Genomic DNA, 22,851 nt, shown 5'->3' with positions numbered 1-22,851 from the left:
TGCTCTTTTGTCAAATACATAGAATCATCCTATGTATAAGGCCTGAGTTGCTACAATCGAGGTCCGATGGGCTCCCGTCTCTACGTCATTTGAGAACCGCGATGAATAACCGCTTCACACTCCCACAGGCGCCGCGGCGTTCGCTCGTCGATTCGACGATTGAGCTGATCCGCGGCCAGATCGAGGGAGGCGCCTGGAAGGTCGGCGAGCGCATCCCCAGGGAGCAGGAACTGGCCGAGATGCTGGAGGTTGGCCGCAACACGGTGCGGGAAGCCATTCGCGTGCTCTCGCACGGCCAGGTCCTGGAAGTCCGCCAGGGTGATGGCACCTACGTGCGAACCAATATCGATCCGGCCGAGGTCATGCGCCGTGTCGGGCGTTCCGGCTTGCGAGAGCACTTCGCGTTGCGCTGCATGCTGGAAACCGAGGCGGCCAGGTTGGCCGCGGTGCATCGGTCCAAGGCGGACGTTGGGCTGCTGCGCCGACTGTTGAAGGCCCGCGGCGAGCAGGAGCAACACGCATCGAGCGCGGCCTTTGCCGAGGCCGATACGGCTTTCCACTGCGCGATCGCCGGGATGTGCGGCAACGGCGCGCTGGCTGAGCTGTACCGCTACTTCGCGAACTCGGTCCGCATGAACACGCTGACTGCGCTGAAGGACAAGGAACTGCCCGAGCCGGGTCTCGCGACCCATGAGGCGATCGTGGATGCTATCGAGCGCCAGGATGGAGAAGCAGCTGCGGCGGCTGTGCGGAACGTGGTCGCTCCGCTGATTGCGGCACTTGAGAAATCGGGTTGATCCGAGCGCGACTCCCGCGCTGGCAATGCCGCTTTCCATCGAGCAGCCGGTCGCCGGCCCCGTTGATCGGAACGCGGGTTGTTTCCCGGAGAGCACGCGGTAGCCGGTCCTCATGGATAGGCCCTTGGTGCGCTACAGCGACCGGACGGTGCTGTTCATATCGAATCTTCGACGCGACCACCCGCCAGGACATACCGGGCCAGCGCCTCGGCATCGGCGTGGGTGGCCCGGGTGGACTGCGGTGTACCGAAAGCCTGGACGAGCTTTGGCAGCATGGCCTCCAACTGGGCTCGCTTATCCGAATCCGGTTCGACGTGGATGAGCGCGAGCAATGTGCCGCCAAGCGTCTCCTTGTGAGTCTTCAGCCAGACGCCGCGCTGAGCGCGATCGTCGAGAGTCTCTTCTGGCCCTCCCGCGACGTAGATAAGCACGAAGGGCTTTCCGCAGGCGACGAGTTCATCCATTTCCGCGCACCAGGCGCTGCTGTATCCGTTGTAGATGCTTGCGCCGTCGAAGCGGACGATGGGGAAATCGCTGGTGTCGTGAACTTTCGGTTGCTGGGACATGATCCTGGACTCTCGCTATTAACGTCCTAACATCCTACCTTTGTTGAGAATTACTTGCAACTGAAATGGGCATGGGCACACCGCCGTGCAGCGCCAAGTGACGGGCGAAATAAGGGCTTGACCTTCCAACAATGGGAGGCCCTACAGTGAACCCATCAACCTCATTCAAGGAGTTTTTTCATGAAGGTCAACAAGTTCAGCCTCTTGTTCATTGCGGGCGCCGTCGTGGTCGCCGCCGGCCTGATGGCCGTCCAGAAGAAGGTGGTCGTCCCGTCGGGTGAAGCGATGCAGGCCAGTGCGGGCGGAGGTCACCAAGGGCACGCGATGCCCTCCAGCGCCTCGGCCAATGACAGTCCTTCCACGACCGCGTATCGCGCCGTGAACGACCAGATGCACGCCGGGATGGGAGCGCAGTTCACTGGCAACGCCGACGTCGATTTCATGCGTGGCATGATCCCGCACCACCAGGGCGCGATCGACATGGCCAAGGTGGCGCTGCAGTACGGCAAGGACCCGGAGGTTCACAAGCTGGCCCAGGAGGTCATCACCGTGCAGGAAGGCGAGATCGCCATGATGAACAAGTGGCTGGGCGACAACGGCCAGCAGGCGGCGGCCGGCAGCTCGGGCGATGCCTCGACGGCCGCCTACCGTGCCGGCAACGACCGCATGCATGCGGACATGATGATCGACTTCAGCGGCGACGCCGATGTGGACTTCATGCGCGGCATGATCCCGCACCACCAGGGTGCGATCGACATGGCCAAGGTGGCGCTGCAGTACGGCAAGAACCCGGAGGTCCGCAAGTTGGCTCAGGAGGTCATCTCCGCGCAGGAAGGCGAGATCGCCATGATGAAGAGTTGGCTTGTCGCTCGGGGCAAGTGAAGGCACGACCATGAACCAAGCCAACACCCCGCGCATCCTCATCTATAGCACTCCAACTTGCCCGGACTGCCGGGCACTAAAGGAGTGGTTGTCCCAGCAGGGCATCGCGTTTGAAGAGCGCGACCTGACCGACCCGAAGATTTCCGCGGAGGCCAAGTCACGAACCGGCGTGCGCGTGGCCCCGATCACGATCGTCGGCGACGAGGTCTTCTATGGCACCTTCGCGAGCCAGAAGCCGAGGCTGATGAAGGCGCTCGGTCTTCAGTGAGCCGCTGAAGGAAGACCGTGGTCACGGGCGGAGTCGCCGGTGCGGACCCCGGTCGGACCCTGTAAGCGCTGTTGTGGACGCGTCTGCACGCAAAGCTCAAGACCGTGAGGCATTCTTCGCCGACGACGCTCGGCGCTTTCGCCTGCGGTCGTTGACATCACGAGAGGAATTTTTATGCGATCGACATCATCAGCCACCTCCCTGCACGTCGCCATTTCCGAGGGCATCACAGTCGCCAACGACCTGCCGTTCGTGCTGTTCGGCGGCATCAACGTCATCGAGGATCTCGATACGACCCTGGCTGCGGCTGAGCACTTCGCGGAGGTGACGCGCAAGCTGGGGATACCCTTCGTTTTCAAGGCGTCGTTCGACAAGGCCAATCGCTCGTCGATCCATTCTTTCCGAGGTGTCGGCCTGGAGGAAGGGCTGCGGGTCCTCGATGCGGTCAAGTCGCGGTTCGGATGCCCAGTCTTGACCGACGTGCATGAGGTTGAGCAGGCCATGCAGGTCGCTGCCGTTGCCGACGTACTGCAAGTTCCGGCCTTCCTGGCCCGGCAGACCGATCTGGTGGCCGCCATTGCCCGCACCGGTCGGGTAGTGAATGTCAAGAAGCCGCAGTTCCTCAGCCCGGGCCAGATCAGGCATGTCGTCCACAAACTGCACGAGGCTGGCAACCCGCGCGTCCTGCTGTGCGAGCGTGGCACGCAGTTCGGCTACGACAATCTCGTCGTGGACATGTTGGGCTTCCGCGAAATGAGCGTTGCCAGCAGTGGCCTGCCACTGGTGTTCGACGTAACCCATAGCCTGCAGCGGCGAGAAGCGGATGCGTTGGCTTCGGGTGGGCGTCGCCAACAGTTGCCCGAACTCGCGCGGGCCGGCATGGCGGTCGGCATTGGCGGTTTGTTCCTCGAAGCACACGCCGACCCGGCGCATGCACGTTGTGACGGACCCAGCGCTCTGCCACTGGACACGCTCGAACCGCTGCTGCGGCAGGTCAAGGCGGTGGACCAACTCGTCAAGTCGTTCGAGCCTCTTCGGATCGACTGAAGCTTGCCACCCGTTCAAACAGAACGTGTGGCACTTCCCCTCTTAGTCGGCTATTTGAGCGACAGATAAGGATTGTTCGGTGGAACGGCATCGAATATGTGCGATGGGTCTTCGAGCAAATAGCCATGCACCTGGCGCGTTTTGCGCGGTCCCATGACCTCGCACGTCCTGATGTTCAGACCCGATGGCTGTTTCCTGTGGAGTCCGAGTTTTTCAAAGCGCTTCTGCACCCACTGCCAGTCCTGCAGGGCCGCGTCCTTCGCAAGCGGCCCAATGGTTGGATGCTCTTGTGCGTAGCGCTGGAAAACACCAGGGCTGATCAGGTAAACCGTGTCGGACACGGTATGTACCAGGGCCTTGGCGTCATTGATGATGAGCTTGCGGGTCTGGACGGCCTGTTTCAGCCAGGCCATGAAATGCTCGCCCGATGGCCGCCCGGTAAATGAGGCGAAATCGTGCGGCGCAGGCGCGGCGGTCGGCGCCGAAGGACCTGGGGCCGATGCGGGAGGGTCGAGCGGCACCGCTGCATCGTCGGCACCCTCTGGCGGGGCTTCGACGGACTGCTCCGGCTCAGGCGTTGTCTCGAACATCGCCAGCATGCTTTCCAGTGGGTCGGCCGGATTGCGCTGCGTGCTGGGAGGTATGGCGTGACTTCCGCCCGACTGATCTGGACGGCTGCTTGCTGCGGGCTCCTTCTCCGTTGCCACCGCTGCTCCAGGTAGCAATGCAGCGTCGGGTGCGGACGGGCGCGGCCCGTCCTCGGCCTCGCCGGCGTTGTCCACGGTCACGGTTCCCGCAAATGGGCTGGGTCGCTCCGAGGGCTCCCAGATCAGCGCCGGGGCCAGGCGCAGGAGCGTGAAGGCATGGGACCAGCCACTCTCACTGGTAATAGTTGCGCGCCAGATGGCCTTGCCGGAGGCGGTGGGCTGCAACATGGCATGATCCTGTAGCACGTTGAACACGGCCGTGTTGTTCGCGGGGATGCCATCGACCCCCTGGGACAGCAGGTGCGCGCGCAGCTTGTCCGAGACTGTCTTGCTCACCAGCCACAGCGCGTCCTCGGTGAGCCAGCCATCGGAGGCCTCCGGCTGGTTCAGTTTCAGCTCTTCCTTGAGCAGGTAGCGCAGCCCGTTGACCAGCTTGCGTTGGAGCGAGTGCTTGGGCGCGGCCATGGCGCGCGCGGGATCGCCGCCCAGCTCCTGGGCGACGGAGGCGCGGTCGGCCTGCACGACAAGCTCGCCCAGAACCCCGGCGTGCTCGTACTGCCCAGCCAAGACGTAGAGCAGCGGCGCCCACAAGGATGGATAGCCACTGAGCCAGTCCAGCAGATCGCGATTGAGCAATTGCTGGTACAGCAAGCCTGTCGCGGCGCTATGAAGCCGGTACTCGCGGTCGTCGCGGTAGCGGAAGCGGTACGGTTGGCGCAGCGGGCCGTGCCATGGGTGCCAGGTGCTGCCGTCGGCCAGCTCGACGTGCAGATCGACGGCCACCTTGCCGATGTCATGGAGCAGTGCGGCATAGGCGACGGCCGCAGTCCAGGCTTCGGCCTGCGCCGCCTGGTCTTCGGGGCTGGCCCCGATGGGCAGCAGATGGGACTGCCGCAGCTTTAGGCTGTAGGCGACGATTTCGAGGCCATGGTCGAGCATGCCGCCCGGGTAGGCATGGTGATGCGCTTCGGAAGCCGGGAAGGCCTGGACCAGCTCGGCGTAGCGCTCCAGCGGCGCGCGGTACAGGGAGGCGAACTGCTTGCGCGAAAGCGAGGTGCGCTGCCAGATGTGTTCCAGCAGCTTCTGCCGGCGCGGGGTGGCGAGCAACGATGCGGCCGACTCCGGCCGCATCAACCCTTTCGGGAGGTCGGTGGCGGGTGCTGGCGACGGCGCGGCAGCGACCGGGGGCCGTTTTCGCTGGAACAGGGAGAGCATGTCGGTGTCCTGATGGCGGGCCGGGCGGGAGGCCTTTTGGCCTTTTCAAGGTAGGGCCTTTCCCCTTGCACCCCATTCCCTTGCCGTTTCGACCCTTTGGCCTTTAACCGTTTCGGTATAGCGGGGCCTGGGCTGCGGCTCCAGCGTCAATGCGGAACCCGCACGAATGGATTAGACGGCGACCTGGCGCTGGGCCCCGGCCTATGCTGCCGGGGCGCTACACCGCCAGGTAGGCTCCCACCCGGGCGACTAAGTTGACAAATGCGACAAAGGAGACTAGAGTGAATCCTGTCTCAAACCTACCTGGGAGCTGACCATGCCCACTGCGATCGAATTCATTGCCGACCGGCTGCCGCGAGTCACGGTGGAGGATGTGCGACGCTTCGCCGATACCGTCGAAATCCGGGATGCACCGGCGTTCGCGGCTGAGTTGCAGGCGTTCATCCACGAGCGCGTGGAGGCGGTGACGCTGCCCGCCAACCTGGAAGGTGAAACGGTGGCGCAGGCCTTGCAGCGCAAGGCGGCCGCGTTGCGCTCCGACACGCGCTGGACACCGGCTGAAACCGATGTCCAGCGAGGCCGCGCCTTGCTGCTGGAAGCCTTCAACCAGCCGGACAACCTGCCGCCTGCCGAGTTCGCCAAGCTGGCGGACAAGTCGCGCCAGCAAATCTACAAGGACATCCTCGCCCGTCGGCTGCTGGCGCTGAACGTGGGGCCGCGCGGCCAGAAGCTGCCCGACTGGCAGCTCGACCCGGTGAAGCAGCAGTTGACCCAAACCGTGCTCCAGGAGGTCGAGGGCATCGACCACTGGACGATCTACCGCGCGCTGTCCGAACCCCTCGAAGGCCTGGGTGGTCGCTCGCCCGTGGATGCGGTGACGCATGGCACGATCGATGACGTGGCCGAGGCCGTGTTCAACGTGCTGGGCGTCCAGGTGCATTGAAGCGAGACCGCCATGAGCCACGAGCTGCCTTCGTTCCTGATCGATGCCGGTGAACTGCTCCAGCATGTGAGCCGCGTCGTCTATCGGGGCAGCCCGCTGTACTATGGCCGCAGCAGCACGAATCGCTACGATGACCCAGCGGGGGCCTACGGCGTGCTCTACCTGGGGCGCGACCTGCCCACGGCGCTGATGGAGTCGGTGTTTCACAAGCACCAGTGGCTTGCGGACACGCAACGCTCGATCGCGCTGAAAGAAGTCCAAGCCCGGATGGTGCGCGCAGTAGGCGTGATGGACGACGTGTTTCTGGCCGATCTCACGGCGCAGGGCGTCATGGCGGGCTACTTCGGCCTGAACCTGGAGCAGTTGGCCAGCCGCGACTACACGCACACGCAGCGGGTGTCCGCCCAGGTGCATGCGATGCTCGGAGATGATGGCCAGGCGCTGTTCGACGGGGTGCTCTATCCGTCGCGCAACAACTATCCCGCCAAGAGCATCGCCCTGTTCGAGCGTGCGGGAGCGAAGGTTGGCGTCATCGAGGACATCGACCTGGTGGACCATGTGGACTGGCCGCGTTTCGTTGTTACCTACCGCATCGGCGTTGAACCCGACCCCGGCCCGGTGGGGCCGGATGACGAAGCGTCCTGAAGCAGCAAGAAAACACATTGAAGCCGCAAACCGAATGAAGTGGAGCAAACTGGAATAGGCATTCCTCAACAGCAGGAGACGACCATGAACACGACGACCCGCACCAGCACCGCAGAACGCCTCGGCCGCGCCTTTGGCCGCGGATGGCGTGCCTATGCGCGACGCGAACGGCGGGCGTCGAACTGGTTGGTGTCCAAGGGCATGCCGCGAGCTGGCGCTACCGCGCTCGTGTGGGTAGCCAAGCTGGCTGTACTGGGGGTGCTGCTCTACGTTGCGTTTTGGTTTGCACTCGTGATGCTGGGCGTTGCGGCGGCGGGATGGGCTGCTGCTGCAAATACTTCGGATGAGGACGAGTGGCCTTTCACCGACCTCACCGAGCTGCGCAAGACGCCGGGCTACGATCCCAACCTGTACAACGACACGTCGCACGAGTTGTACACCGACGACTGACCGGCCTCGCGCTATTTCAGTTTTCCTCCGGTGAGCGCCCCGGCACCCTTGCCGCCAGCTTGGCCGGCGCTCTTGCTGCCATCGGAAAGTCCCTGGATGACGTGCCCGGCCCGAATCCCAACCCAGGTAAGGCTCGCCAGCCAGAATCCCGGCAGAACCAGGAACATCGTGCCCATGACGAACATCAGGAGCATGTCGCCGAAGGCGTTGTTCAACCCTACCAGCGGGTCAAAGTTGGTGTGCGGCCGGTTCCAGCCAAAGCCCCAGCCATAAAGCGCGTCCAGAATCGTTGAATCGATCCAGCGTGCGAGCTGGAACCAGAAGTCCGTGAAGAACAGCGCGAACTGCACGACGCTGACGGTGACGACCGTCTTCAGGTCGTAGGTGCCCACAACCAGCACGAGCGGGATGCAGATGACCAGCGCCATCTTCAGTAAGGCGAGGATCATGGGCAGGGATTGGCGCACGACATCCATGGCAGGAAACGCGGCAATCGCGCCGACTGCCATCCCCACGTCGCCCGTGGCGCGCGTCACGATGTTCGGCAGGGTCTTGTCGATCTGGCCGCCGTAGTCCGTATAGACGCTGCCCTGGTTCAGTTTCTGCTGCCGCGGTGACGCGATGGCGCGGATCACCGAATCGTCCACCTCGGCCCGGCTGAGGAACCCGGCCCAGCCCGCCAGGCGATTCAGCAGGGTCGGGTCCACTTGCCCCAGCAGCCGCGCGCGCAGGCCGTTGCTGCCGTCTGACCACCACTGCCTGCAGGTCGGGTAGCCGCCACCATTGGCAACCTGCGCGAGGCCTGCATCGCGGGTGTCGTCATAGGGCCATGCCTCGCGCGCCGTGCTGGAGCGGTAGCTGTCGTAGTAGCCACCCGTGTCCGTGAAAAAGCGCGAGCCGATCCAGGTTACGTCGTGCATCTGCTGCTCATCGAGATCCGGGCGCTGCATGAACAATTTGGCCCGCGCAGGCCCATAGCAATCCCGCGAGAAGTCCGCGACCTCCTGAGCCAGTACCGGGTCGTCAATGCGGGTCGCGTCGATCTCCATCCTCATCTGCCGCAGGTCCGTACCGCACGGGATCGCCGCTACCGAGGCGCTCGTGACGGCGCGCGAGAGCGCGTGCATGAAAGCCCACCAGACCGGCACCTTCGCCGACTGGTTGTTGATGGTGCTGAAGGACTGCGACCAGCCGGTTTCCGTGGGCTGCGGCACGCTGACCTGGCACTGCGCCGAGCGCGAGCTGTCGTACTGGATGGTGCTGAGGTCCACGTCGATGAACGGAATGCCCGCGAACATCACCACCACGATCGCGACGAACACCCGGTTCTCGATACGGGCGGCACTCAGAACGCCTTTGTTGCCCTCGTCAGCGCCTTCCGCGCGGGCCTTCAGCCACTCCTGCACGACGATGGCGACGAAAGGCAGCGCGAACACCCCGCTGGACACCAGCACGGCCCAGATACCGTTGTTGACGATCCAGGACACGAGGGTGAGGTAGTACTCCAGATAGTCGGTCGTGAAGAGCGTCATGGCCCCGATCTCCCCTCAAGCGGCCTGCATCAACAGGCTGGCTTCCAGCGCGACGATGGCGACGACGCCGGCGACCTCGGTACGGATCAGCCGGCGCCGCGCCTGCCCATCTGTCCCGCTTTGGTCTTCGCGGGCCAGCACCCGGCGGCGCATCCAGAACCATCCATAGGCCGTTGCCGCGTACACGCACAGCCGCCAGATGAAGAAATACCCTGCGGAGGCCGCCAGCCACCGTTCCCAGCCTGCAACGCTGCCGACCAGGTTGATGCCCGCGACGTTCGCCCCCACTGCGGCGGCAACGATAAGCACCAGCCACAGCAGCGTCTTCGCCGCGCGCCGGCTGAACAACCAGCGCAGCGGCCGCCAGGCCATGCGCGCCGGGCTCATGGCCGACTCCCCGGATTGCCCTTCTGGAGCTGGTCGAGACGGTCCGGCACAGGATCGCCCTCGTAGATGCCGCGCGAACCGGCCGCGCGCGCGCCGTGGCGCTGGATGATCGCCATGGGCGAGTTGTTCGCCAGTTCGCGCCGCAGCTCCAGTTCGGTCTTGAGGTTGCGAATCTCACGGTCGAGCGTGTCGCTCTCGTGGTTCACCGCCTCCACGGCAAGTTCGTTCGCCGCGACGTTGGGCTCCTTCTTGCCCGTGAGCAGCGTGCGCTGCAGCAGCAGCGCTTTCTCCAGCACGGATGCCAGCGCGACCTCGGACGCGAGGCGCTGCGACAGCAGGTGCTGGTCGGGCTCGTCGCGCAGCGCCTCGATCACGCCGCGCGTGATCGGCAGCGACGCACTGCCAGCTTCGCGCAGGTTCTCCGGCGTCGTGTTCTTGGCCTTGGTTACCAGGTCCTGGAGCGCCTGCAGCTTGGCGTCGTACTCCTCCTGGATCAGCGGCGTGAGCCCGACGCCCGGCGTCGTCTCGGTCTTGGTGCAGGCATCGCACGTGCGCTGCTCCTTCTCGCCGAGCACGCGCGTGGCCCACTCGACGGCAGCCTGCGGCGAGGTCCAGGTCTGGCACGAGAGACTGCTGCAACTGGCCGGCGCAATGGACGAGGTGTCGGTCACGCCGCGGCCGTTGACCAGGTTGTAGCCAGCGCGGGTGACATCGCCGACGACCTTGATCGCGGGCTGGCCGGAGCCGCCCGCGTTGCTGCCCCCGACCCACGGCACGCCGTCATTGCCGCGGCGCGTCTCGGCCTGCTCGATGGCCGAGACCGCATCCGTGCTCGACACGGCATCGCGCAGCGCCAGCCCTTCGGCCATCTGGCTCCAGCCGAGTTGGCCGCCCGCCGTTTCGGCCATCTTCTCGGCCATGGCACGGCACGTCAGCTTGCTGCGGTCGAAATCCAGCCGCGCCTGCAGCACGCCATTGGTGAGCAGGTTGTACAGACCGGGATCGGCCCGCTGGATGATCAGTGCGGGCAACGATGCCACCGCACTGGTGGCACTCTGGATCACCGACGACATGATTTGCTGGAAGCCGTTGGTAATGCCGTTAAGTTGGTTCTTCAACGTGGTCTGGATGCTCATGTCGCCGCAGATCAAGTTGCTGTTCCAACCCACGCCGACACCGATGGAGCGCATGCCGGCTGCACGTCCCATCGACACGGCGTTGCCGCCACCGATCGAGTACATGACGTCATCGCCGATGACGCTGCCGCTGGTCTGGTATCCCAGTTGACCCCAGGCCACGCCGCTGCCCAGCGCGAGCGCGCCGGCCAGTGCCAGGACGATCTCCGTGCGACGTACCCGGCGGGAGAACGGATTGAATGCAGGACGGAACTTCATGGCACCCCCTCAGAGGAAATCGACGCTGCCCAGGAACACCTGGCCCCGGCGCTCGCAGCAGGCATACGGCCGCCACAGCGCCCATGCGTAGTCGCCTTGCTGGGCCTGGGTAAGGAAGCCGCTGCGCGGGAAGACCGTGCAGGACGAGGACAGGACGGGCGTGAGTTCTTGCCACTTGCCGGTCGAGGCATCGCCCTCCATCAGCGCGCCGGCCGGCCAGTAGCCGTCACGGGAGTTGGCAAGCAACGGCTGATAGACGTGGATCTGCCCGCGGCGCGTGACCACATCGCCCGCACGCTGGGCCACCACTGCGCCGGCCTTGAAGTCGTCGGTCTGGTGCAGGAAGCCGCCACGGGGATACACGTTGCCCCAGAGATTCATCGTGGTACGGGCACCGACTTCGCGCCGGCCCGGAATCAGCGCTTCCGGGTAGGCCATCTCGGGCACGTTGTAGCGCCAGGCCAGCGTATCCAGGGTGCTGAGCAAGTACGGCATAAACGCCGTGCCCGCGCCCTCACAGAAGTAGCCTGACGAAGAGACGAACTGGTTGAACACCTCTGCGCCGGGGTGACCGATGACATCCGCGTTCTTGAATTTGGCGAGGCTGTTTTCGTGATCCTCGTTCGTCGTTCCGTCGCCGCCAGCTTGGGCGGACGGGTTGGGCGTGCTCATTGCCTGGACTTCGACCCAGGGGTTTTCTCCGGTATTCGAGTACGACGACACCACTGCATCGGGGATGTAGTGGCGCACCTTGATCGACGTGCGCACGGTGCAGCCCGTCCATGTGCAGTAGAGCCAGTAGCAGATGCCGACGACGCGGTATTCGAGGCAATCGGGCGATGCCACCGAGCCGATGATGGTCGCTGTATTGAGGGCGTAGCTGCCCGTGGCGCTGAGCAGCAGCAACGAAGCCACGCCAGCGCGCAGGCGGCGCATCAGGTCGAATGGTCGGGTCACGGCTGGGTCCTCCGGTGCTGCTCGATGCGCGCGACAGCGCGAGCCACATCCGGCTCGCCATAGACCACATAGCGCCTGTCCACCACCACGGCCGGGAGGCTGGTGATGCCGAGGCTCCATGCGTCGGTAACGCCTTGGTATGCGGAAGCGATGCGTCGCTGCAGATCGGCACCGCCGCCATTCAGCCGGCGCTTGACGATGGCCGTCGCCTGTTCGGGGTCGGTGGGCAGTCCCGCGGAAAGCTCCGCTTCAATCCTGTGGGCTTCGTCCAGCTCGATCAGCCGCTCGCCGCCCATGGTCTTGACCGGGTGGCGGCTGTCGGTGACGACCACCACGTCGGCGGCGAAGGTGGCCGGGCTGAAAACGGCCAGGGCTGCCGGCAGCGCCACGGCCCGGCCGAGGGTTCGCCAGCCCGGCGCGAACCTGGAAAGGGATGCTGTCATGTCGCGTGCCCTTGAAGTTGATCAGAGCAGTAGTCAAACGCGAAGCCGACGCGGCCCCAACAAACAATGCGCATCGCGCACTGCCCGCATACCTGCTTGTCTCGCGCCCATGAAAAAGCGGAGGCCGAAGCCTCCGCGTGGATCAGGGAGCCGATGCCGTCGCTACAGCAGGCCGGATTCCGCGAACGAGTACGGCGTGCCCTGGCCGACGATGAGGTGATCCAGCACCCTCACGTCGATCAGCGACAACGCGGCCCTCAGCGTTTGGGTCAACGCACGGTCCGCGCTCGACGGCTCCGTGCAGCCCGAAGGGTGTTGGTGAGAAAAAATGACCGCTGCCGCATTCAGTTCCAAGGCACGCTGCACGATCGGACGCGCATGCACCGAGGTCGAATGGATCGTGCCTCTGAACATCGGCTCGTAGGCCAGCACCTCGTGCATGCTGTTGAGGAACACGATGGCGAAGACTTCATTGGGCTCGGCGGCCAGTTTCAGGCGCAGGTAGTCCTTGACGGCGGCAGGCCTCTCCAGGGATGGCCCCTTCTTGAAGACCCGCTGCTCCAGCAGCGCGATGGCTTGCCGGATGATCCAGTCATCGGATTGGGACATGGGGGCAAAACGTGGCTCCACGCAGGAGTCGTTGGCGACGAGAGACATGGCGGACCTCCAGAAAGTGAGCGGAGGGCGCCACCCTGGGAGGGCAAGCCCTCCTGGGGATGGAAACAGCGGAACAAGGTGCATCCATCACCGCGCGGCGGTGATTGTTCGCGGCCAGGATGCGAAAGCGAACGGGTAGCGGTCAGCGCGGCGAGCCGCGCCGTAGCCTTCAAGACCGAGGGCTACCTGGGCATGTCGCCGACAACGTCGGCAGGCATTTCGGATGTGGGGGTGGCGGGCGAACCCGGCGCGTCGCTGGCCATTTCCCCGGCCGCCAGCAGGTCCATGGCCGAGAGCAAGGCATCGCCCTCGATCGGCCCCTGCAACAGGATGGCCTGGCCCGTCTGGCGATCGAGCAGTCGCAGCGACGGCGTGGCGGTCACGCCGCTCTTGGTGGCTTCCGCGGCCTGCGCGCGGATGGCCACGTTGGGGCGCTCGCTAGCCATGCACTGTTCGATGGCTGACGTTGTTTCGGGGTAACGCAAGCCATCGGGCAAGCCCTGGCCGTCGCTGCGCGTGTGGGCATAGACCCATTCGACCGCCTGCCAGAACGCCGCATGCCCGCCCGCTTCGGCGGCGCACTCGGCCAGACGTGCCTCGGCCGACGCGGCAGGCTCGTGCGCGGCCAGCGGCTGGTGATGCCATTGCAGCGCCACGTCGGTGTTGTTGCCGACCCAGCGCTTGAGCTGCGGGAAATACTCCCGGCAGAACGGGCATTCCAGGTCGGCATAGAGCGTCAGCGTGAAACGGCCTTCCGGGTTGCCCATCTGCCAGGGTGGCCCAGCGACCTGCGCCGTGCTGACCGGCGCGCGCGACGGCGCTGAGGATTCGCCGGGCGTCCGGGACACCAGCCAGATCAGCAGCAGCGCGACCAGCGCAGCAGCCAATACCCAGGGCCAGCGAGGCCGCCAGCGGCGACGGCGGAACGCCTGGACCTGCATCGGAATGGAAGGACGTTTCTGTTCCATGGCGTTCTCCGGTTTACGACAGTTCCAGGGCCGGCGACTCGATGCCGCGGGCCTGGTCGATCTTCTCGGCCACCTTGAAAGCCGCTTCCAGTTCGGTGCAGCCGTACTGCTGCATGAGCTGGTAGCGTTCGGCCTTCTCCTCGGGTTCTGTCTGCGCGAGGGCGAGGTACAGGGACGGCGGCACGGCGCGGAACAGCACTTCCATGCTCTTGGAGAGGATGACGCCTTCGGTGAATTTCCCCGCTTCCTTGCGCGCCGAAAGCATCAGCGCCTTCTGCGCGGGCGAGAGTTCGCGGAACCGCGCGATCTTCTCAACTTCATCGGGCGGCATGCTGAGACAGATCCACCACTCGATCATGTTGAGCATGGGCTCCGCGGCGCGCGGCAGGTCGTCGATGTTCTGCGTCGCGAGCCAGAACCAGGCCCCCAATTTCCTCCACATCTTTGTAATTTTCACGACGTAGGGCGCGAGCAGCGGGTTCTTCGTGATGATGTGGCCTTCGTCGGTGACGTTGATGATCGGGCGTCCCAGGTATTGGTCGCGCTCGGCGATGTTGTTCACCGTGCTGATCAGGCTGATGTAAGCGATGGAGAGCTGCGCGTTGTAGCCCTCGCGGGCGTATGTCGCGAGGTCAACCAAGGTGATGTCGGCTTCGGGCCACGGCGTGCCGTCGCGGTCGAACATTTCGCCGTCCGTGCCTTGACAGAACATGTCCATCGCATCCGCCATCTCCAGCAGCCGCACGCGGCGCATTTCGGGCAGCGTCGGGTCCTGGCCGCGGGCGCGCAACGCGTTGCGCACGTCGCGCGTAAGCACCGTGCGTTTGTCGGCCACGCAGTGCTCGGCGGCGTCGAGGATGCACTGACGGATCAGCGAGCGGTCAGCCCGCGTCATCCGGGCTTCCTCCTTGTCCTCTCCGCCCGTGATCATCAGCCGCGCCGTGATCTCCAGTTCGCCGAGCACGTCGCGCTGCTCGTCCGCCTCCATGGCCGAGGCATCTGGTGGCGGGTCTTCATCCAGCGCGTCGGCGTCGAGCGTCTGCACGTCGCTGGGCGTCTCGATCAGCCGACGCGCGTCTGCGAATGGCGCGAGGCTGATGCCCGAACCTGGGGCCAGCTTGACCCGGTTTACCGTCAGCCCGAGCATGCGTGCGAAGTCGCTGAACAGGCCGAAGCTGTTGCCAGCCTCCACGATGAACAGCCGCGGTCGGTAGATGGCCGTGACCTGATTCAAGAGGTTGTTGAGCGTGGCGCTCTTGCCGGAGCCGGTGGGGCCGAACAGGAACAGATGGGCGTTCATCTGCCGATCCAGGCGGCTGAGCGGGTCGAAGGTGATCGGCCCGCCACCGCGGTTGAACATCGTGATGCCCGGGTGCCCCGTACCTTGAGCGCGGCCCCACACCGGCGACAGGTTCGCCGCGTGCTGAGCGAACATCAGTTGGGTGTACCACTTGCGCCGATCCTGGCCGGGGTTGTAGCAGCATGGCAGCCACCGCAAGTAGCTGTTGAGCGGCGCCACCTCGTCGTCCTCGCGCACCGGCTGCAAGCCAGCATTGAGCATCACGTTCGCCAGGTCCAGGCCGCGCCGGTCCAGTTCCGCTTCGTCGCGTCCGCGCAGGTAGAATGCCAGCGTCCCCCGGTAGAGCTTGTGTGCGCTGCCGATGAGGGAGCGGGCTTCCTGCACGTCCTTCAACGTCTGCTCCGACGCCAGCGTCTCGCCCACGGCCTTCTTCGCCAGGTGGTTGAGATCCGCTTCCAGGACATCCTGCGGCGTGGCGACCATCGTGAGACACAGCAAGGTGTCTTCCGGCATCTGGTCGAACAGCGTGTTGATGGCATCCCCTTTGCGGGTCTCGCCGGTCAGGTGTCCGGTGCCGGGCGGCATGCGCAGCCGGTCGGTGATCAGCACGCGGTGCGGCATGCCGTCGAAATACCAGGTGCCGTGCTCCACGTCGGAGCGTGGCTGGCCGAAGAACAGCCGCTGGCTGAAATCCCGCCCGCTCGCCAGCTCGATTTCGCCGGCCTCGCTTTCTTCGGTGCTGTCGGGGTAGCGCGCCAGCGCGTAGAAGCGCTCCCGGTCCTCTGCACTCGGTCCAAGCATCGCCGGGCGCGGATTGAACCACCGCAGCAGCCAGTCGTGGACGTCGGCTGCGACCATGCGCCGTGCCTGGATGCCGGCGTTCGCCAGGCCGCCGCACAGGCGGTCGCAGACGATGTTCAGCATCTGCTCGGGCGTCTGGCCGCGGCGGCTTGCCTGCCCAGTTGCACGGCGATAGATCACCATGCGCACCCGCCGCGTCTGGCCGCGCCAGCGCAGCCGCGTGACCACCGTGTCCTCGAACAGGCCGCCGGGCTTGGCCACAGCGCGCAGGTGGTGGCCGAAGAAGCGCAAGTAGAACTCGGTGAACGCCGAGCCGCGCGCACGTGGCTGCACGTAATCGCGCAAGGTCTGCATGTACTGGTCGAAGCTCGGTTCGTCCTGGGCATAGAGCTGGAGCACCCACGGGTTCTCGTCCAGTTCATCGAAACTGTCCTGAAGCGCGTTTTCCAGGGCGTCGCGGGCATGCGCGAGCCAGCCGGGTTCCCGGCCTTCGGTGCCCAGCGGCACCAGTTCGTAGAACGCCGCCACCGATTGGCCATCCTCCAGGAGCATCGATTTCGACCCGGGCAAGAACTCCACCCAGGGCAGCAGTTCCACGAAGGACGGCGCAACGTCGTACAGCGCCTGCTCGTCGGCCACGGTCGCTGGCTTGCGGCCGTGGACTGCCGAACCGGGTTCGGGGATGCCGGCCTGGCGCAAGGCCTCGACGTGGCGCTGCCAGCTGTCCGGCTGCTCATCGCTAGCCGGGCTACTGGAGCCGGCGCCGGCCAGCTTCGGCCATGGGAGTTTCCACCGCATCAGTAGTCCTCCACGCGCTCGCCCGGCATCGCGTACTGGATGCGCTGGTAGAGCGGGAAGACGGTCGTGTAGCCGGGCACCGGCACGGGATCGGTGCCGGCCAGATGCGGGTACACGTACATCACGAGATCGGGATTGGGCAGGCGCTGGAACTGGCGGTGGACCTCATTGCGCGCGGTGCGCGTGTAGCGCATCTGCTCGACAGGTGCGGCCTGCACGTCGGCGTCGGTCAGGGGCCGACGCAGGCTCTGGCGCGCATCGAGCAGCTGGCGGCCGGCGTTCCGTCCGGCTGCGCCACCGCCGTCGCCGGCCTCCTGCTGCCAGATGTCCATCATCGTGCGGTCACCGTGGGTCAGCAGCTTTTCCTTGCTGGTGGCGCAGCCGCCGAGCACCGCGACGGCGAGGGCCAGCACCAGGCCCTTAATCGAGTTCGAGAGCATGGCTTTCTCCTGCGCGGTGATCGACCTTGCGGCCTTCGGGATCGAAGTCGATGGCGAGCGGTTTTTCGAGGTGGACGGCGACCTTGGCGCCGGGCTGCACATAGACGGCGGCGAACGCCTGGCCGTAGAGCTTGTTGACCCAGGCCGACATGTCCCGGACACCGCCCGCGAGAATCTGGCCGACCGCTTCCTGGCCGGTGATGCCCACGGTGCCGATGGAGCCGTCCGAGCCGACATAGGACATGCGGCCGCTGTCGCTCTCGATGAGCGAGGCCACGCCGGCACCGGCCGCGGTGATCAGGGCCTGCGAGCCGAGGTACTGCTGGGCGTTGCTGCGCCGCTCGCCGCTGACGCAGGGGATGCCGTGCGGGTCGCTGATCCAGCCCAAGCCGTCGCGTTGCTGGTTGTTCTGCTGGTTGCCCTCGCGGTCTTCGGGGATCGTGCGGATCGTGCCGTCGTTGAAGACGAACGTGATGCTGCGCACCTGGCCGCGCACGCACGAAAGCGTCCAGTCGCCCGATGCGGTGCCGCTGAACACGGCGCCGGCCACGTCGGGAATGTCGATGCCATTGGCGGTCAGGTTGTCCGGCCCGACCAGGACTTTGAACGGATAGGGATCGTTGACCGTGCCGTCGATCGGCACGCGGCCGATCAGCGCGGTCATGGCGACCGAACCCATGAGCGTGGAGTTGGTCGGCACGGTATAGACCGGCTTGGCACTCTTGACCCCAGAGGCGCGGGCGCCCGCGTTGGCCACGGTTTCCGCGGTGGTTTCGAGCGTGCTCTGCGCCGGGCCGAAGCTCGTGGGGAAGCTCATTCCGCCGCTCGCGCCACGACCGCCGTTGCGCCCCTCGGCGGGCTTTGCGTCGTCCGGCTCGACCCACCGCACGCCGCCCTCCATGCCGGCCTCGTCGCCGCCCTGCAGCCCCAGGCCCACGGGCAGGTCCGCATGGCCGCCGCCGCGCCCGCCGATGCTGTCCAGGCGCCGCTGCAGGTCGGCGAGCAGCCCTTCGGTCTGCTGGCGCGCGCTGGCCGCCTGCTCCTGGTCGCGGCGCAGGTTGGACCGCTCGGATTCGAGCGCCGAGTTGATGCGCTGGTCGATGGAGTTCTCGCGCTGGCGCAGTCGCTGGTTCTCTTCACGCTGCGACTTGTTGTCCGAGAGCGCGGTCTGAAGCTCGGTGCGCAACTGCTTCACTTGGGCAACGAGCGTCGCCACGGTGTCGCGCGGGGTGTCGCCTTCGATGCCCAGCGCCTTCATTTCCTCGGGCGTGAGCTGGGCGCCGTTGTCCGCCGCGGGTGGCGCCGTGCTGCCTCCACCCGAGAACAGCCGGATACCGACGAACAGCACCAGGATGGCGACAGGGATCATCAGCCACTTGAGCAGGCCGTTACTGCGCATGGCGGGCCTCCTTGGCGTTCTCGTCGCCGTCCGGCTGCGGCAGATGCACGGCAGGGTCGAAGCGGTGAATCGCCGGCAGCAGCGACTGCGCGAGGCCGCGGCCGCCCGTGACCAGGTAGAGGACGGTCGTGTCCTCGGGCGTGCCGCGCGGGCCCAGCGCCTCGTGCTGGAAGGTGGCGGTGAGGAAATCGCCTTGCAGCACGCGCGGGTCGAGCGCGACCCAGTCGGCGCCGGTGTTGGTAAGGCGCACGGCAGTCACCCATTGGTCTTCCAGGCGCCACGACGCGAGCGCGACCGCGCGCACCGGCAGCGTTGGCATCAGTGTGTCCAGGTCGAGGTCGCGGGGCAGGTTGACCCGCATGACGCCCGGAAGCGGCTCGACGGTGCGCAGCGGTGCGTAGAGGTTCTGCGCGGCGAAGCGCGTCAGCACGACAGGGACCGGAGTTTCGCGCCGCGCGGTCCGCGCACCTGCCTGGCCCTGGGCGCGTGCCGGGGCCTCGGCACTGTCGGCCTGCTCGCCATAGCGTCCCGGTGCGCTGTCACCCTCGACGATGCGCACCGGCTCCAGCTCGGCTTCCCCGTCCTTGGGCGGTTCGGCTGCGATGTCCAGCAGGATCAGCGCGCCCGTGTCGGCGTCCTGCAGTTGCAACCGCGTGGGCTCGATCGGCTCGCTGGCGCGCAGGTACACCGCGCCACCCGCACTCTGCACGCGCAGGCGTTCGCCCACGCCCGCGGGCACGCCCACGCGCACGTTCCGGTCGATGAACACGATGCGTTCCTGACCGACCTTCAGCGGCACTGCCAGTGGCATGCGTTCCCAACGCAGGATCTCCACCGCCTGGGCGACGGGTGCCGCGGCCACGGCCAGTAGCCCCAGCAGCGCGAGTACAGGATGCTTCATGGGGTGTTTCCTCCTTGAGGCGCTTGCGGAGACAGGCCACTCGACGCCGGGCGCGCCGGCTCCGGTGCACTGATGCGCTGGGGCGCGCCTTCGTAGCAGTCCAGCGCCAGGCCGAACGGGTTGCGGGCGGGATCGACGTCCACCCGCGTGACCTTGATCGGATAACGCACCAGGGCGCGCTTGACCTGCTCGGCGCCGTAGTACTCGTCCGCCGTGATGTCCAGCGTCACCACCCAGTCGCGATCGGACACGGTGCGCACGCGCGCCGTGGGGTCGTCGCCATAGCCGCGGCCGGGAATCTCGTAGATGCCGCGCACGCGCTGGCGTAGCTCGCCGGTGGAGCGGCGGTAGTCGTAGTCCGCGCGAAGGAAGGCCTGGCAGGACGGGGTGAGGTACGGCGAGAGCGTGTGGAGGTTGCGCGAGTAGTCTTCTTCGCCATTGGTCGGCCAGCGGTTCAGCGTCTGGAACACGTAGAACGTGAACGCATAGACCGATTCGGGCGGCACTTCCCACCACTTGCGGGTACTGCCAGAGCGCAGGTCGGGCGGGACGTGGATGGTCAGGTCGCGCGGCGCGCTCCACCAGCCGCCGCCCATGACCAGGGCGACAATGACCAGCGCGCCCGCGCCCAGGCGCAAGGTCTTGATGTGCGCCTGCAGGTGGGTGATCTCGTTCTTGAAGCGGCTCATCGTGCCCCCCTTGCAACGGACCTTCGGGTGGACCAGAAGCCGGAGCGCGAGATCAGCACGTGGCCGCCTACCCATCCCGCCATCAGTGGATGGCGCGTGGCGATGCGCCATTGCAGTTGCCGGTACAGCCAGGTGTCGGGGCGCCCGCGCTTGAGCCGGCGCAGGATGCCGCCGCCGATGAAGACGCCCAGGGCCACGCCCAGGACGACGAACGTCGGCGCGATGGCGATCGTGCGGAACACCCAGGACAGCGGCGCGCCGACCAGCAGGCCGGCGGCGCCGGACAGGCCGCAGCAGATCCACAGTTCGTCGGCGGTGAGGCCGCGCACGACAACAGGGTGGCGGTTGAGCCGATGCGGAAGGAACGTGACCGTCCCGTCCGCACGGACGTGCTGCTGCTCGGACATACCGGCCTCGCCTTACAGGATGCCGGTGGCTTCGGTGAGCAGCCAGATGCCGATCACGAGCAGCACGGCACCGATCGCGACGGTGAGGCCAAACTGGCCCCAGGTCTTGCGGCCGGTGTGGATTTCCGCGTAGGTGCCGTAGGCGTGGTAGCAGACGCCGATGAACATCGACGCCACGACCAGGAGGGCTACGAGCATGATGATGTCGTAGCCGTAGTTCCTGATCGTTTCCATGATGCCGTTGCCGGTGCCGCGGGTCGGGTTCTCCAACTGCGGCAGGCCTTGCGCGAACGACAGCGCGGGCAGCGCGGCGGCGCCCAGGGCCATGGCGGCGCGCTGGGCGAGACGGGAAGTGAGGATGCGGTTGTGCATGGTCGGGCCTTTCAGGTCAGGACAGAAGGAAGAAACTCAGGACGAGGTACATCGCGACGAAGCGGATGCAGACGCCGAGGAACTGGCGCTGGTTGAGGCGGCTCTCGGACCACCCCACGTAGGCCGTTCGGATGGCCCAGACGCCCCACACGAGCAGGACCGCGAACACGACGCCGACCAGGACGGTCGCCATTGCGGAAGGCGCGATGCCGCTGTTGGCTTGAAATGCCGAGACCTGGGCGCCGTTCATTGCTTGCCCCCCGCAGTCGTCGCCGGCAGCGGCTCGGCCGCCCGCTCGGTGCGGTAGTCGCCGGCCAGTTCGGAGGGGTCGCGCGGCTGAGCGCGCGATGGCGTCAGGTGAAACTGGATGCCGGCGCGAACGCGCGCCAGGTCAGCCAGCAGCCGCGGGTAGTCGAAGTGGTAGCGCTCGCCCGGCTGGATGGGGGCATGCGCGGCGCTGTCCGCGACGGTGCGCTCCAGCGCGTCGAGCTGGCGCAGTGCGGCGACCAGCTCCTGGCGCTGTGCCGGAGACTCGGCCAAGGCCATCTGGGACTGACCCAGCAGGAGGGCCGTCACGAGAAAAGTGGGCACGCCGCGATGCGCGGCGCGCAGCCAGATCGAAGCCACCATCGCGCCATTCCTGTGTGATCAGCAATGGGGTGATCGTGGAGATCAGGGCTGTTTTAGGCCGCAAACAATAGGAACTGGCGGACGACCGGATTGGGCATACCGCGAGCGAACCTACAAAAGCCCGGGTGGAGTTTCGATTATTGCGTTTTTCGAGTGTTTCGAATATGATCGGCTCTGCAACCGTTTTCGCTTAGGAGCTACCCATGACCACCGCCACTGCCCAATCCAAGATGACCCTTCCCGCCGCGGGAGAGGTTAAGGCAGCCGTCCAGGGTCAACGTGCCTTGGCGGCTTACCTCGCAACCCAGTTCGAGACGCAGCACATCCAGATCTTTGATGACCACAAACAGGCTCATCAGGTGGAACTGCCTACCTCGGCTTTACGCCTGCTGGTCGACATCCTGGCCGAGTTGGCCGATGGCAATGCAGTAAAGGTGGTGCCCGTCCATGCAGAGCTGACGACCCAAGAGGCGGCGGACTTGCTCAACGTGTCCCGTCCCCATTTCGTCAAGCTGCTAGAAGATGGGGTGTTGGCATTTCATCGCACCGGCAAGCACCGCAGGGTGAGGTTCGCCGATCTGATGCAGTACAAGGAAGCGCGCGAGCGCGCCAGTGAGCAGGCGATGGCCGAACTCGCTCAGCAGTCGCAAGAGTTGGGAATGGGATACGAATGAGGCATTCCCCATTCACCGCCGTCTACGACGCGTGCGTTCTATATCCCGCGCCACTGCGGGATTTCCTGATGTGGCTCGGCCTGTCTGGCCGCTTCCGGGCGCGGTGGAGCCAAGCCATTCATGAGGAGTGGAAACGCAATCTGTTGATCAACCGCCCCGATCTCACCCGGGTTCAGGTCGACAGGACGTCGGATCTCATGGACAGGGCCATTCCGGACGGCTTGGTGGAGGGCTACGAAGCGCTCGTGGCAGGCCTGACATTACCCGATCCGAACGATCGGCACGTCCTGGCTGCGGCGATTCGCTGCGGTGCGAGCGTGATTGTGACGTTCAACGAACGTGATTTCCCGAACGATCTGCTGGCTCCGTACGGCATCGAATCGCAGCACCCCGATGAGTTTGTGGACAACCTGCTGGATCTGGATGCGGCCGCCGTAGTGTCGGCTGCGCAGCGCCAGCGTGCCCAACTCAAGCATCCGCCGATCGATGTGGACCGCTATCTCGAAATCCTGCTGCGCCAAGGCCTTGTGCAAACGACCAAGGTGCTGGCGACCTATCGCACCATTCTCTGACCCGCCGAGA

General features: G+C 65.8%; 27 protein-coding genes. 9 read left to right on the top strand and 18 right to left on the bottom strand.

The features are described 5' to 3' along the window. Positions 1-101 precede the first annotated feature (101 nt). Positions 102-797: a FadR/GntR family transcriptional regulator gene (locus N5D20_RS05690; RefSeq protein ID WP_003821135.1), complete on the top strand. Its 696-nt coding sequence runs from the start codon at positions 102-104 to the stop codon at positions 795-797. 155 nt (positions 798-952) lie between these two features. Here N5D20_RS05690 and N5D20_RS05685 read toward each other — a convergent pair whose 3' ends face one another. Next, complete coding sequence (locus tag N5D20_RS05685) at positions 953-1,363, bottom strand: hypothetical protein (RefSeq protein ID WP_012614065.1); 411 nt, start codon at positions 1,361-1,363, stop codon at positions 953-955. Positions 1,364-1,543: 180 nt separating this feature from the next. On the opposite strand from N5D20_RS05685, the gene N5D20_RS05680 reads away from it, so the two are divergent. The 3 genes from N5D20_RS05680 to kdsA all read left to right on the top strand — a co-directional run bounded on the left by N5D20_RS05680 (position 1,544) and on the right by kdsA (position 3,560). After that, complete coding sequence (locus tag N5D20_RS05680; RefSeq protein WP_003821133.1) at positions 1,544-2,245, top strand: DUF305 domain-containing protein; 702 nt, start codon at positions 1,544-1,546, stop codon at positions 2,243-2,245. 10 nt (positions 2,246-2,255) lie between these two features. Continuing rightward, on the top strand, positions 2,256-2,513 hold the full coding sequence (locus N5D20_RS05675; RefSeq protein ID WP_003821132.1) for a glutaredoxin family protein: 258 nt from the start codon (positions 2,256-2,258) through the stop codon (positions 2,511-2,513). A 174-nt stretch (positions 2,514-2,687) separates the two neighbouring features. Beyond that, positions 2,688-3,560, top strand: a complete 873-nt coding sequence (gene kdsA / locus N5D20_RS05670) for a 3-deoxy-8-phosphooctulonate synthase (RefSeq protein WP_003821131.1) — start codon at positions 2,688-2,690, stop codon at positions 3,558-3,560. Positions 3,561-3,610: 50 nt separating this feature from the next. Here kdsA and mobH read toward each other — a convergent pair whose 3' ends face one another. Continuing rightward, positions 3,611-5,482 (bottom strand): MobH family relaxase, encoded by a 1,872-nt coding sequence (mobH, locus tag N5D20_RS05665; protein ID WP_003821130.1) that lies wholly within the window; start codon positions 5,480-5,482, stop codon positions 3,611-3,613. Positions 5,483-5,798: 316 nt separating this feature from the next. Between mobH and N5D20_RS05660 the strand changes: the two genes are divergently transcribed. The 3 genes from N5D20_RS05660 (at position 5,799) to N5D20_RS05650 (ending at position 7,520) form a co-directional block, all read left to right on the top strand. Continuing rightward, on the top strand, positions 5,799-6,425 hold the full coding sequence (locus N5D20_RS05660) for an integrase (RefSeq protein ID WP_003821129.1): 627 nt from the start codon (positions 5,799-5,801) through the stop codon (positions 6,423-6,425). A gap of 12 nt (positions 6,426-6,437) precedes the next feature. Next, positions 6,438-7,070, top strand: a complete 633-nt coding sequence (locus N5D20_RS05655) for an RES family NAD+ phosphorylase (protein ID WP_012614066.1) — start codon at positions 6,438-6,440, stop codon at positions 7,068-7,070. Between the two features lie 84 nt (positions 7,071-7,154). Next, positions 7,155-7,520 carry a DUF3742 family protein gene (locus tag N5D20_RS05650; RefSeq protein WP_003821127.1) on the top strand — a complete coding sequence of 122 codons (366 nt, stop codon included), beginning with the start codon at positions 7,155-7,157 and terminating at the stop codon, positions 7,518-7,520. An 11-nt stretch (positions 7,521-7,531) separates the two neighbouring features. Here the strand turns inward: N5D20_RS05650 and N5D20_RS05645 are convergent, their stop codons facing one another. The 16 genes from N5D20_RS05645 to N5D20_RS05570 form a co-directional block, all read right to left on the bottom strand. Further along, entirely contained in the window at positions 7,532-9,052 is a 1,521-nt protein-coding gene (locus tag N5D20_RS05645; RefSeq protein WP_003821126.1) for a conjugal transfer protein TraG N-terminal domain-containing protein, read from the bottom strand. 15 nt (positions 9,053-9,067) lie between these two features. Then, positions 9,068-9,439: a hypothetical protein gene (locus N5D20_RS05640; RefSeq protein ID WP_003821125.1), complete on the bottom strand. Its 372-nt coding sequence runs from the start codon at positions 9,437-9,439 to the stop codon at positions 9,068-9,070. After that, positions 9,436-10,833 carry an integrating conjugative element protein gene (locus N5D20_RS05635; protein WP_003821123.1) on the bottom strand — a complete coding sequence of 466 codons (1,398 nt, stop codon included), beginning with the start codon at positions 10,831-10,833 and terminating at the stop codon, positions 9,436-9,438. The genes N5D20_RS05640 and N5D20_RS05635 overlap by 4 nt, the downstream gene beginning before the upstream one ends. Before the next feature lie 9 nt (positions 10,834-10,842). Further along, positions 10,843-11,790: a TIGR03756 family integrating conjugative element protein gene (locus N5D20_RS05630; protein ID WP_012614067.1), complete on the bottom strand. Its 948-nt coding sequence runs from the start codon at positions 11,788-11,790 to the stop codon at positions 10,843-10,845. Continuing rightward, entirely contained in the window at positions 11,787-12,233 is a 447-nt protein-coding gene (locus tag N5D20_RS05625) for a TIGR03757 family integrating conjugative element protein (protein ID WP_003821119.1), read from the bottom strand. The genes N5D20_RS05630 and N5D20_RS05625 overlap by 4 nt, the downstream gene beginning before the upstream one ends. 162 nt (positions 12,234-12,395) lie before the next feature. Then, positions 12,396-12,890, bottom strand: coding sequence for a JAB domain-containing protein (locus N5D20_RS05620; protein WP_003821118.1), 495 nt, complete (start codon positions 12,888-12,890; stop codon positions 12,396-12,398). Between the two features lie 182 nt (positions 12,891-13,072). After that, entirely contained in the window at positions 13,073-13,858 is a 786-nt protein-coding gene (locus N5D20_RS05615) for a thioredoxin domain-containing protein (protein WP_012614069.1), read from the bottom strand. 13 nt (positions 13,859-13,871) lie between these two features. Next, the gene (locus tag N5D20_RS05610; protein WP_012614070.1) at positions 13,872-16,757 is read right to left on the bottom strand and encodes a conjugative transfer ATPase; all 2,886 of its coding nucleotides are present in this window, start codon (positions 16,755-16,757) and stop codon (positions 13,872-13,874) included. Then, positions 16,757-17,197 (bottom strand): TIGR03751 family conjugal transfer lipoprotein, encoded by a 441-nt coding sequence (locus tag N5D20_RS05605; protein ID WP_003149753.1) that lies wholly within the window; start codon positions 17,195-17,197, stop codon positions 16,757-16,759. Before N5D20_RS05605 ends, N5D20_RS05610 begins: the two co-directional genes overlap by 1 nt. After that, positions 17,178-18,596, bottom strand: a complete 1,419-nt coding sequence (locus tag N5D20_RS05600; protein WP_004350605.1) for a TIGR03752 family integrating conjugative element protein — start codon at positions 18,594-18,596, stop codon at positions 17,178-17,180. The genes N5D20_RS05605 and N5D20_RS05600 overlap by 20 nt, the downstream gene beginning before the upstream one ends. Continuing rightward, the gene (locus N5D20_RS05595) at positions 18,586-19,497 is read right to left on the bottom strand and encodes a TIGR03749 family integrating conjugative element protein (protein WP_004350604.1); all 912 of its coding nucleotides are present in this window, start codon (positions 19,495-19,497) and stop codon (positions 18,586-18,588) included. Before N5D20_RS05595 ends, N5D20_RS05600 begins: the two co-directional genes overlap by 11 nt. Then, positions 19,494-20,186: a PFL_4703 family integrating conjugative element protein gene (locus N5D20_RS05590; RefSeq protein ID WP_012614071.1), complete on the bottom strand. Its 693-nt coding sequence runs from the start codon at positions 20,184-20,186 to the stop codon at positions 19,494-19,496. Before N5D20_RS05590 ends, N5D20_RS05595 begins: the two co-directional genes overlap by 4 nt. Next, a complete protein-coding gene (locus N5D20_RS05585) occupies positions 20,183-20,593 on the bottom strand; it encodes a TIGR03750 family conjugal transfer protein (protein ID WP_003821108.1) in 411 nt (136 codons plus the stop codon). Before N5D20_RS05585 ends, N5D20_RS05590 begins: the two co-directional genes overlap by 4 nt. Positions 20,594-20,605: 12 nt before the next feature. Continuing rightward, positions 20,606-20,965: a TIGR03745 family integrating conjugative element membrane protein gene (locus N5D20_RS05580; protein WP_003153634.1), complete on the bottom strand. Its 360-nt coding sequence runs from the start codon at positions 20,963-20,965 to the stop codon at positions 20,606-20,608. 16 nt (positions 20,966-20,981) lie between these two features. Continuing rightward, entirely contained in the window at positions 20,982-21,215 is a 234-nt protein-coding gene (locus N5D20_RS05575; protein ID WP_003050225.1) for a TIGR03758 family integrating conjugative element protein, read from the bottom strand. Continuing rightward, on the bottom strand, positions 21,212-21,595 hold the full coding sequence (locus tag N5D20_RS05570) for an RAQPRD family integrative conjugative element protein (protein WP_003090167.1): 384 nt from the start codon (positions 21,593-21,595) through the stop codon (positions 21,212-21,214). Before N5D20_RS05570 ends, N5D20_RS05575 begins: the two co-directional genes overlap by 4 nt. A 203-nt stretch (positions 21,596-21,798) precedes the next feature. On the opposite strand from N5D20_RS05570, the gene N5D20_RS05565 reads away from it, so the two are divergent. Beyond that, positions 21,799-22,269: a helix-turn-helix domain-containing protein gene (locus tag N5D20_RS05565; RefSeq protein ID WP_003050245.1), complete on the top strand. Its 471-nt coding sequence runs from the start codon at positions 21,799-21,801 to the stop codon at positions 22,267-22,269. Further along, entirely contained in the window at positions 22,266-22,841 is a 576-nt protein-coding gene (locus N5D20_RS05560; RefSeq protein ID WP_003153636.1) for a PIN domain-containing protein, read from the top strand. The genes N5D20_RS05565 and N5D20_RS05560 overlap by 4 nt, the downstream gene beginning before the upstream one ends. Positions 22,842-22,851: the final 10 nt, after the last annotated feature.

The organism is Stenotrophomonas sp. GD03877 (assembly GCF_029840555.1).
Lineage (GTDB): Bacteria > Pseudomonadota > Gammaproteobacteria > Xanthomonadales > Xanthomonadaceae > Stenotrophomonas > Stenotrophomonas geniculata.
This window is presented reverse-complemented; position numbering and strand designations above follow the sequence as displayed.